At 66.3% G+C, this 10,295-nt stretch carries 11 protein-coding genes; 5 read left to right on the top strand and 6 right to left on the bottom strand.

What is annotated here, in order from left to right:
* On the top strand, positions 1–1,565 hold a 1,565-nt coding region (locus JWQ90_RS15040), incomplete at its 5' end, for a HAMP domain-containing sensor histidine kinase (RefSeq protein ID WP_299695656.1).
* A gap of 102 nt (positions 1,566–1,667) precedes the next feature.
* Here JWQ90_RS15040 and JWQ90_RS15035 read toward each other — a convergent pair.
* The 3 genes from JWQ90_RS15035 to JWQ90_RS15025 all read right to left on the bottom strand — a co-directional run bounded on the left by JWQ90_RS15035 (position 1,668) and on the right by JWQ90_RS15025 (position 3,826).
* Complete coding sequence (locus JWQ90_RS15035; RefSeq protein ID WP_299695655.1) at positions 1,668–2,441, bottom strand: SDR family oxidoreductase; 774 nt, start codon at positions 2,439–2,441, stop codon at positions 1,668–1,670.
* Between the two features lie 128 nt (positions 2,442–2,569).
* A complete protein-coding gene (locus tag JWQ90_RS15030; protein ID WP_299695654.1) occupies positions 2,570–3,016 on the bottom strand; it encodes an outer membrane lipoprotein-sorting protein in 447 nt (148 codons plus the stop codon).
* 42 nt (positions 3,017–3,058) lie between these two features.
* Positions 3,059–3,826, bottom strand: a complete 768-nt coding sequence (locus JWQ90_RS15025) for an SDR family oxidoreductase (protein WP_299695653.1) — start codon at positions 3,824–3,826, stop codon at positions 3,059–3,061.
* A 186-nt stretch (positions 3,827–4,012) separates the two neighbouring features.
* Between JWQ90_RS15025 and JWQ90_RS15020 the strand changes: the two genes are divergently transcribed.
* The 4 genes from JWQ90_RS15020 to dmpG all read left to right on the top strand — a co-directional run bounded on the left by JWQ90_RS15020 (position 4,013) and on the right by dmpG (position 7,837).
* Positions 4,013–4,843: an alpha/beta hydrolase gene (locus JWQ90_RS15020; protein WP_299695652.1), complete on the top strand. Its 831-nt coding sequence runs from the start codon at positions 4,013–4,015 to the stop codon at positions 4,841–4,843.
* A gap of 5 nt (positions 4,844–4,848) precedes the next feature.
* On the top strand, positions 4,849–5,646 hold the full coding sequence (locus JWQ90_RS15015; RefSeq protein ID WP_299695651.1) for a fumarylacetoacetate hydrolase family protein: 798 nt from the start codon (positions 4,849–4,851) through the stop codon (positions 5,644–5,646).
* A 117-nt stretch (positions 5,647–5,763) separates the two neighbouring features.
* Positions 5,764–6,681, top strand: a complete 918-nt coding sequence (locus JWQ90_RS15010; protein WP_299695649.1) for an acetaldehyde dehydrogenase (acetylating) — start codon at positions 5,764–5,766, stop codon at positions 6,679–6,681.
* Positions 6,682–6,799: 118 nt separating this feature from the next.
* Complete coding sequence (dmpG, locus tag JWQ90_RS15005) at positions 6,800–7,837, top strand: 4-hydroxy-2-oxovalerate aldolase (protein WP_299695647.1); 1,038 nt, start codon at positions 6,800–6,802, stop codon at positions 7,835–7,837.
* Positions 7,838–7,929: 92 nt separating this feature from the next.
* On the opposite strand, the gene JWQ90_RS15000 is transcribed toward dmpG, so the two are convergent.
* From JWQ90_RS15000 to JWQ90_RS14990, 3 genes are read right to left on the bottom strand one after another with little or no spacing between them, the layout of a single operon-like run.
* Positions 7,930–9,201 carry an RNA polymerase sigma factor gene (locus tag JWQ90_RS15000; protein WP_366919513.1) on the bottom strand — a complete coding sequence of 424 codons (1,272 nt, stop codon included), beginning with the start codon at positions 9,199–9,201 and terminating at the stop codon, positions 7,930–7,932.
* Between the two features lie 8 nt (positions 9,202–9,209).
* Entirely contained in the window at positions 9,210–9,617 is a 408-nt protein-coding gene (locus JWQ90_RS14995; RefSeq protein WP_299695645.1) for a YciI family protein, read from the bottom strand.
* A gap of 3 nt (positions 9,618–9,620) precedes the next feature.
* Positions 9,621–10,157 (bottom strand): SRPBCC family protein, encoded by a 537-nt coding sequence (locus JWQ90_RS14990; RefSeq protein ID WP_299695643.1) that lies wholly within the window; start codon positions 10,155–10,157, stop codon positions 9,621–9,623.
* Between the last annotated feature and the right edge of the window lie 138 nt (positions 10,158–10,295).

Here is a 10,295-nt window from a genome sequence, read left to right as displayed (position 1 = left end):
GCGGGTCAAGACCCGCCCTACAACAGCACGATGATGCTCGTAGGGCGGGTCGTGACCCGCCGCTTTTCTACCCGAAACGGCGCCTGCCGCTCTACATCCAGCTGCTGCTGTGGCTGCTGCTGAACCTGGCGCTGCTCGCCGGGCTGTATGCCTCGATGCCGGGCAGTGGCGGCTCGGCCTGGGCGATGCTGCTGTCGCAGCCGGTGCGCGAGCGCCTGGCCGATATCGGCGAACGCATCGCCCTCGATCTGTCGGCTCAGGCCGAAGCGCAATCGGCGACGATCCTGGCGAGCTATCGCCAACGTTATGGCGTCGATTTCATGCTGGTCGAAGGCCCCGAGAACGGCCCGGCCGGCCCGCCACCCGGCGGGCGCGATCACGGCCCACACGGCGGCCCACCCGGCGGGCCGCCCCCGTTCGGCGACGGCGGTGACCGTCGCCCGCCGGAGTGGGAACCTGGAGGGCCCGCAGGCGAACCGCCGCCACCGCCGATGCAAGGCCGCAGCCGCGAAACCCTGGCCAGCCTGGTCTATATCGCGCGCGGCCGCAGCCGCATCGGCGGCGAGCCCGGCTACCAGGTCACGATTCCGGCCAAGCTGGCGCGCAGCGGCGAACCCTCGCATCCGATCACGATCCGTGCGCAGGCCGGCAGCCTGCTCGCGCTGCTGTCCTTCCTCGGCGTGCGCGAGTGGGTCACATTTGCGCTGCTGGCGCTGCTGCTGTCGATCCTGCTGTGGTGGCCGTTCATATGGAGCATCACGCGCACCGTCGGCCAGCTGACGAGCGCGGCGCAGCGCATTGCCGAGGGCCGCTTCGACACGCGCGTGCGCAGCCGCCGTCGCGACGAACTCGGTGCGCTGGCCGAGGCGGTGAACCGGATGGCCGAACGCCTGCAGAGCCACGTCGCCGGCCAGAAACAGTTCGTCGCCGACGTCGCCCACGAAGTCACCTCGCCGCTGGCGCGCGTGCAGGTCGGGCTGGCGATTCTGGAATCGAAGCTGGGCGAGTCCGGCGAAGAACAGCTGCGCGACGTGCACGACGACGTGCAGCAGATGTCGGAGCTGCTCAACGAGCTGCTGTTGTTCTCGCGCGCCGGCCTGGAGTCCGACCAGGCGCCGTTGCGGCCGGTGCTGCTGGCCGACGCGATCGCCGGCGTGCTGGTTCGCGACGACGCGGTTGAACGCGTGCAGGCCGGCGTCGACAGCACCTTGAGCGTGATGGCGCAGCCGTCGATGCTGACGCGGGCGCTGTCGAACCTGGTGCGCAATGCACTGCGCTACGGCGGCGACGCGGGTGCGCCGATCGAAATCGCGGCACGGCGCGAAGGCGGCGACGTGCTCGTCACCGTCGCCGATCGCGGGCCCGGCGTGCCGAGCAGCGCGCTGCCGCACCTGGGCGAACCGTTCTTCCGCACCGACGAGGCGCGCACGCGCGAAAGCGGCGGTTACGGCCTGGGGCTGACGATCGTGCGGCGCTGCGCCGAAGCCTGCGGCGGCAGCGCGCAGTTCCGCAATCGTGCGGGCGGCGGCTTCGAGGCGGAGCTGCGGCTGAAGGCCGCAAGCTAGCTCAATACTCAACTGTAGGAGCGGTCCTTGACCGCGAATGCGGCCTGCAATTTCACAATCGCGGTCAAGGACCGCTCCTACAGTTCCGGTGATCGATCTCGCTTAAATACCAAACCCGCCCGATACATTGATCTGCTGCCCGGTCACATAGCCATTGGTGGCCAGAAACACCGCCGCGCTGCCGATCTCCTGCGGCTTGCCCCAGCGCTTCAGGCACAGCAGTTTCTGGGTCTCGTCGGTCCACTTCTGGTCGAACACGCCGCGCCCGAGCAGCTCCAGGAACATGCCGGCCTCGATCACGCCCACCAGCACCGAGTTCGCGCGGATGTTGTGACGGCCTTCTTCCTTGGCGATGCCCTTGCACAGCGCCTCGTTGACCGCCTTGGGCGCAACCGACAGGCCATCCTTGGCCGGCCACCAGACATGGCCCGCCGAACCCAGGTGCACGTAGGAGCCGCCGCCGGATTCGCGCAGGTGCGGCAGGGTCGCCTGCACCGCGGTGAAGAAGCCGTGCACTTCGATGTCGATGGATTTGCGCCACAGCTCCTGCGGGGTGTCGGCGATGTACAGCTGCTCGACCACCGGGCCGGCGGCCCAGACCACGGTGTGGATGCGGCCATGCGCGGCAATCGCCGCATCGACGGCGGCCTGCACCTGCGCGGCGTCGCGCACATCGGCGGCATGCGCGCTGGCCTTGCGGCCGCCGGCGGCGATCTCGGAGGCGACCCGCTCGGCGACTTCCTGCTTGCTGCGATAGACGATGGCGACGTCGCTGCCGGCGGCGCCGAAGGACTTGGCGACCTCCTGGCCGATGCCGCCGCTGCCGCCGAACACCAGCACCGCGCCTTTGGGGAATGCGCCTGCCTGCTGAGCCATCGTCGTTCTCCAGCCTTTCGTGAAAGACGATTATTGAAATCTCAGGGCTGCAGAACCTCACCCGCGCAGACGATGCCGTTGTAGGTTGGGGTGAGCGCAGCGAACCCCAACATTCCCGATGCGCCCCGTCAATCAACCTTGTAAAACGACGTCGGATCGAACAGCTTGGCGGGCGCGCTGCTGGCACGGCCTTTCTCCGAGCTCAGCGTGGTGTACGCATCGTTCTGCAGATCGTGCATCTCGATCTGCTGCAGGTACCAGATCGAGCCCTCGCGCCGGATCGAGCTGGCCGGCGCGATCAGCCGCTTGAGCGGGCGTGTGCCCTCGTAGAACTCGGCCTTCAGCGGCAGGCAGCTTTCCTGGTCGAGCCAGGCGCGGACGCTGGTGTAGCGCGACTCCTCCATCGTCACGTTCTGGGTACGCAGCACGGTCGGCGAGTTGGAGCGCATGCAGCTCAGAACCTGCGCGGCGTCCCTGGCTTCGGTCGCCTGGGCGGTGCCCGGGCCGCACAGCATCAGCGGCAGGGACCAGAGGCCATGGCGGAAGATGCGGTGGCGATCATCGCAATGACTCATCGCAATCTCCCGACAAAGGCGCGCGGGCCGGGACGGCTCGGTTCAGGTCTGGTTGACGCCGGCTGCCGCCAGGAACGCCGGCCGCTCGCCACCGCCATGCAGCGTCAGATTCGTGCCTGAAAGATAACCTGCCTGGGGTGAGGCCACCCACAGGCAGGCGTCGCCAATATCACTGGGCTCGGCGAGACGGCGCATCGGAATCGTATCGGCGATCGCGGCGATGCCGGCCTCGTCGCCAAAGTGCAGTTCGCTTTGTTCGGTGCGCACCAGGCCGGGGCTGACCGCGACCACCCGCACTTTCGGTGCCCATTCCACCGCCAGGGAGGACACCAGGTTGAGAATGCCGGCCTTGGCCGCGCCATAGGCCGCGGTGCCCGGCGAGGGGCGCAGCGCGCTGACGCTGCCGATGAACACGATCACGCCGCCGCCGTCCTGCGCCTGCATCAGCGCATTGGCCTTCTGTGCCACGTGCAGCGGCGCCAGCAGGTTGAGCTGGATCATCGCGTCGTGGAAGCGCGGAGAAGCCTTGTCGGCCATCGCGAACGGCGAGCCGCCGGCGTTGTTGACCAGCACGTCGAGGCGGCCGTGACGCTGCACGATCTGCGCGAACAAGGCATCGCGGGCCGCTGCGTCGCGGATATCGGCGGCAATGAACTCCGCACTACGGCCTTCGACTTCCGGTAGCGTTTCCGGCACTTCGCGACCGCAGACCAGCACCATATCCCCCACCGCCAGGAAGCTGGCGCTGATACCGCGCCCCACGCCCTTGGCGCCGCCGGTCACCAGCACGATTCTGCGCTGCGTCGTCAAAGTGCTCTCCTTGGATCTTTGCGATCACTTATGCCGCCGATGCTAAGCGATCAGCGAAGCGCGCCCGTCACCCATAAGGACGAATCGCAGATCGGAATGCCGCCGCGTCCCGCCGTAGTCCGAAGGGACGAAGCCTCGACTGGCCCTGGCACCCGACCATGCAAGCCGTCCCCGGATCGCGCAGCCATGACCTCCAAACCCGTCCCCGAAGGCCGCTACCTCACGCTAGCCAGCGGCTACAAGATGCACCTGATCGACCAGGGCCACGGCCCGGTCGTGGTGTTCCTGCACGGCTCGGGCTCGGGCGCCTGCGGACACAGCAATTTCAAGCACAACTATCCGGCTCTGGTCGAAGCCGGCTACCGCGTGATCCTGGTCGACCTGATCGGCTACGGCTATTCCGACAAGCCGGCCGACATCGAGTACCCGCTGGATCTGTTCGTGTCCACCGTCAAGGAAACCCTGGATCGTGTCGGTGTCGAGCGCTACACGCTGATCGGCAATTCCCTGGGCGGTGCGATCGCGCTGGGCTTGGCGCTGGCGCATCCGGCGGCAGTGGAAAAACTGGTGCTGATGGCACCCGGCGGCGTCGAGGATCAGCCCGAGTATTTCAAGATGCCGGGCATGGCGCTGATGAAGGAAGTGTTCATGTCGGCCGAGCCGGTGACCGCAGCACGGCTCAAGGACTTCTTCATCCGCGGCATGGTGGCCGATCCGGCCAGCGTCGACGATGCCACCGTCAACGAACGCTACGAATTGATGAAGCTGCAGAACCCGCAGGTCGTGCGCACGATGAAAGTGCCGAACATGAGCGAGCGGCTCGGCGAGATTCAGTGTCCGGCGCTGGGCTTCTGGGGCGCCGACGAGAAGATGATGCCCGAGACCGGGATTTTGAAGCTGGTCCACGGCATCGACAAGCTGCGCATGATCGTGGTGCCGCGCTGCGGCCACTGGGTCATGGTCGAGCATCGCGATCTGTTCAATCGGATGACGCTCGATTTTCTGCGGAACGGATGACGGCGATGAGCCTGCAGCCTGAAAGAATCGCAGCGCTGGGCGACGAACTGTTCGCTGCGCTACGCGAACGCCGCACGCTGGCGCCGCTGAGCTCGCGCGAGCCGGGAATCAGCATCGATGACGCGTACCGCATTTCGCTGCGTTTTCTGGAACAGCGCCAGAAGCAGGGCGAAAAAGTCGTCGGCAAGAAGATCGGCGTCACCAGCAAGCCAGTGCAGGATATGCTCGGCGTCCACCAGCCCGACTTCGGCTTCCTGACCGACCGCATGCAGGTCGCCGACGGCGCCCGCGTCAGCCTCGCGCAGGCCGGGCTGATACAGCCGCGCGCCGAAGGCGAAATCGCGTTCGTGCTGAAGCGCGATCTGCGCGGCGTCACCATCACCGCCGAGCAGGTACTGGACGCCACCGACCACGTGTCCGCCTGCTTCGAGATCGTCGACTCGCGCATTCACGACTGGAAAATCAAAATCCAGGACACGGTCGCGGACAATGCCTCCTGCGGCGTGTTCGTGATCGGCGATCAGCACATCGATCCGCGCTCGCTGGACCTGGCCGCGGCGAAGATGGACATCCACAAGAACGGCGAGCACCTTGCCTCTGGCCTGGGCTCGGCGGTGCAGGGCCATCCGGCCGCGGCGGTCGCCTGGCTGGCGAACACGCTCGGCCAGTTCGGCATCCCGTTCCTGGCCGGCGAAATCATCCTGTCCGGCTCGCTGGCGCCGCTGCTGCCGGCGGTGCCCGGTGATCGCTTCGAGATGACGATCGCCGGCATCGGCAGCGCTTCGGTTTCTTTCGAGGCATGAACAAAATTTTTCTTCCGGAACTGTAGGAGCGGACCTTGTCCGCGATTGAGACCTTGCAGTGCACAATCGCGGACAAGGTCCGCTCCTACAGTTGTGTAATCAACCAACGGTAACCGCATGATCAAGATCAAATGCGCCATCATCGGGCCCGGCAACATCGGCACCGACCTGCTGTACAAGCTGCGCCGCAGCGAGCTGCTGGAGCCGGTGTGGATGGTCGGCGTCGATCCGACATCCGAAGGCCTGGCGCGGGCACGCGAATTCGGCCTTAAGACCACCGACCGCGGCGTCGACGGCATGCTCGAATCGGTCCGCGCCGACAACATCCAGATCGCGTTCGACGCCACCAGCGCCTACGTGCACAAGGCCAACTCCGACAAGCTCAACGCGCTCGGCGTGATGATGATCGACCTGACGCCGGCCGCGATCGGCCCGTACTGCGTGCCGCCGATCAACCTCTTGCACGGTATTTTGGGGCATGCCGGCAAGCGCGAGATGAACGTCAACATGGTCACCTGCGGCGGCCAGGCGACGATCCCGATGGTCTACGCGGTGTCGCGCGTGCAGCGTGTGCAGTACGCGGAAATCATTGCGACGGTGGCGAGCAAATCCGTCGGCCCCGGCACCCGCAAGAACATCGACGAATTCACCCGCACCACGGCCGGCGCCGTCGCCAGCGTCGGCGGCGCCGACCAGGGCAAGGCGATCATCGTGATCAACCCGGCCGAGCCGCCGATGATCATGCGCGACACGATCCATTGCCTGACGCATGAGACGCCAAAACAGAAAGAGATCGAAGCTTCGGTGCGCGACATGATCATCGAAGTGCAGAAGTACGTGCCCGGCTATCGCCTGAAGAACGGCCCGGTGTTCGACGGCATGCGCGTAACCACGTTCATGGAGGTCGAAGGCCTCGGCGATTTTCTGCCGAAATACGCCGGCAACCTCGACATCATGACGGCCTCGGCGACACGCACCGCCGAGATGTTCGCCGAAGAAATCATCGCCGGCCGGCTGACGCTGGCCGCGGCCTGATTGCTTTTCCCCTCTCCTGGGAGAGGGTGTCGCAAAGCGACGGGAGAGGGTCCCGCCGTCACGCAGACCCTCTCCCTAACCCTCTCCCAGGAGAGGGAACCAACAGCCGGAGCAGCACATGAACCTCAAGGGTATGCAGATCAAAGTGCATGACATGTCGCTGCGCGACGGCATGCATCCGAAGCGCCACCAGATCACGATCGAGCAGATGCAGGCGATCTCGCGCGGCCTGGACGCAGCCGGCGTGCCGCTGATCGAAGTCACCCACGGCGACGGCCTCGGCGGCGCCTCGGTCAACTACGGCTTCCCGGCCGCGACCGACGAGCAGTATCTGCGCGCGGTGATTCCGGCGATGAAGCAGGCCAAGGTTTCGGCGCTGCTGATACCCGGCATCGGCACCGTCGATCATCTGCGCATGGCCGCGGACTGCGGCGTGACCACAATCCGCGTCGCCACGCATTGCACCGAGGCCGACGTATCCGAACAGCACATCAATCTCGGCCGCAAGATGGGCCTGGATACGGTCGGCTTCCTGATGATGGCGCACATGATCGAGCCGGATAAAATTCTCGAGCAAGCGCTGCTGATGGAAAGTTATGGCGCCAATTGCATCTACGCCACCGACAGCGCCGGCTACATGCTGCCGGACGACGTGACTGCAAGAATCGCGCTGTTGCGCGACAAGCTCAAGCCCGAAACCGAGATCGGCTTCCACGGCCATCACAACCTGGCGATGGGCATTTCCAACTCGCTTGCGGCGGTGGAAGCCGGCGCCCGCCGCATCGACTGCGCCTGCGGCGGCATGGGCGCTGGCGCCGGCAATACGCCGATGGAAGTGTTCGTCGCGGTGTGCTCGCGCATGGGCATAGCAACCGGCGTCGACGTGTTCAAGATCAGCGACGTTGCCGAAGACCTGGTGACGCCGATCCTGGACTCCCCCGTGCGTATCGACCGCAATTCGCTGACCTTGGGCTATGCCGGCGTGTATTCGTCGTTCTTGCTGTTCGCCAAACGCGCCGAGGCCAAGTACGGCATCCCGGCGCGCGAAATCCTGCTCGAGCTGGGCCGCCAGAAGATGGTCGGCGGGCAGGAAGACATGATTGAGGATACGGCGCTGACGATGGCCAGGGAGCGCGGGATCAAGTTTGCTGCGTAACGGCTGATCGCCGGCCCGATTGCGCAACTGTAGGAGCGGACCTTGTCCGCGATTGAAGCCTTCAAGTGCACAATCGCGGACAAGGTCCGCTCCTACAGTGCGCGAATCACGTTCGCCGCACGCTCCAGCAACAGATCGCGTTCACGCAGGTTGCGCGTCAGGCTCGCGGCGCGCTCGAACTCCGCGACCGCCTCCGCGCGCCGCCCCAGCTTCGCCAGCAGATCGCCGCGCACCGCCGGCAGCAGGTGATAGTTCGCGAACTGCGGCTCCGCGATCAGCCGGTCCGCGATTTCCAAACCCGCTGCTGGACCAAACGCCATCGCCACCGCGACCGCGCGATTCAGCTCGATCACCGGCGACGGCCTCAGCTGCGCCAGCGCGTCGTAGATCGCGGTGATGCGCACCCAATCGGTGTCGGCCGCGGTGCGCGCCCGCGCATGGCAGGCCGCGATCGCCGCCTGCAGTGCGTACGGCCCGAGCGCGCCGCCCAGGGATTCGGCACGTTTCAAGGCCGCCAGCCCGCGGCGGATCAGCAGCTGATCCCAGCGCGAACGATCCTGATCCAGCAACAGGATCGGCTCGCCGTTGGCGCGGGTACGGGCGCGCAGGCGCGAGGCCTGGATCTCCATCAGCGCGACCAGGCCGTGTACCTCGGGCTCGCGCGGCGCCAGCCCTGAGAGAATGCGGCCGAGGCGCAGCGCGTCTTCGCACAGCGCCGGCCGCATCCACTCCTCGCCCGCGGTCGCCGAATAGCCTTCGTTGAAGATCAGGTAGACGACTTCGAGCACCGAGCCCAGGCGCACCGCGAGTTCAGCGCCGCGCGGCACTTCGAACGGTACGCGCGCCTCCGCCAGGCTGCGCTTGGCGCGGACGATGCGCTGCGCGATCGTTGATTCGGACACCAGGAAGGCACGCGCGATTTCATCGGTGCTCAGGCCGCCGAGCAGGCGCAGCGTCAGCGCGACCCGCGCCTCGGTCGACAGCAGCGGATGGCAGGCGGTGAACACCAGCCGCAGCAGGTCGTCGCCGATCACCTCGTCGAGACCGGCATCGGGAGCGGGAATCGACATGTTCAAGTGCTCCTCGATCTCGATCGCCAGCGCCTCCTGCTTGCGCTCGGCGAGTTGGCGATGCCGCAGCCGATCGATCGCGCGGTTTCTGGCCGTGGACATCAGCCAGGCGCCGGGATTGTCCGGCACGCCGGCCTGCGGCCAGGTTTCGAGCGCCGACACCAGCGCGTCCTGCGCCAGGTCTTCGGCGAGGCCGACGTCGCCGCGCAGCATCCGCGCGAGGCTGGCGATGAGCCGCGCCGATTCGATGCGAAAGATCGCATCGATCGCGCGATGGCTGGCGTCGGTGCTCAGGACGTCGCCTAGCGCGCCTGCATTTCGGTAAACCCGGCGGCGGCGGCCTGCACGTCGGGCGGAAAATCCTCCATCTCCTGCACCTGCCGCACCTCGATGATCTCGTTCTCGCCACCCGGGCAGCGCGTCGCCCATTCGATCGCCTCGGCGCGTGACTTGACGTCGATCATCCAGTAGCCGCCGAGCACTTCCTTGGCCTCGGCGAATGGCCCATCACTGACCTTGGGCTTGCCGCCTGCGAACGTGACTCTTGCGCCCGCCGCGGGCGGATGCAGGCCATCCGCCGCGAGCAGCACGCCGGCACGCTGCAGGGACTCGTTGTATTTCATCATCGCGGCGACCGCGTCGGCGGGCGGCATGGTGCCGACGGGGGCGGACTCGTAGCCCTTGGGGATCATCAGCATCATGAATCGCATGGCTCAGGCTCCTGCGGCTTCGGTGAGGGTTTTCAGACTGGCGAGACCGGCCGCGAAGTCCTTGCCGATCATCTCGTCCATGTTGAAGAAAATGCCCATCAGCTTGTTGATGTAAGGCGCCGGGCCGTCCATCGCCCAGGTCACGGTGGTGCCGTCTGCGTTCGGCAGCAGCGTGAAAGTGGCGGTGTTGTGGGCTTCGAACGGCCGCATGAAATCGAGCTTGAAGACGACTTTGGACGAGGGCGCGGACTCGATGATCTCCATGCGCCCGGCACCGACCTTGCTGCTGCCATCCCAGGCGTAGGCGGCGCCCTGGCCGCCGGCCGGGCCCTCAAAAGTGCGCTTCATCGCCGGATCGTATTTCTCGTAGGGCGACCACTGCCGCCAGTTGCCCAGCGTGTCGATCTGCGGAAAGATGGTTTCGGGCGGCGCCTTGATCGTGATCGAGCGCTGCACGTGGAGGGTATCGGGCCGCGTCGTCGCGTAGATCAGGATCGCGACGACGGCGAGCACCAGGATGATGGCGATGGTCTTGAACATGGTTTGTCGCTCCGGTTTTCTGGGTTCTTGCAGGTACGACGAACGAGGCCGGCGCAGATCGACACGGGGCCGCGATTATTTTTTGCCTATTTCATAACCTGCCGGCGCGGCTCGTTTTTTGGACGGCCGGTCGCGGGT

This window comes from Hydrocarboniphaga sp. (assembly GCF_028291725.1).
Classification (GTDB): Bacteria; Pseudomonadota; Gammaproteobacteria; order Nevskiales; family Nevskiaceae; genus Hydrocarboniphaga.
The sequence above is the reverse complement of the archived record's forward strand: the minus strand, read 5'-3'. Positions and strand labels throughout refer to the sequence as shown.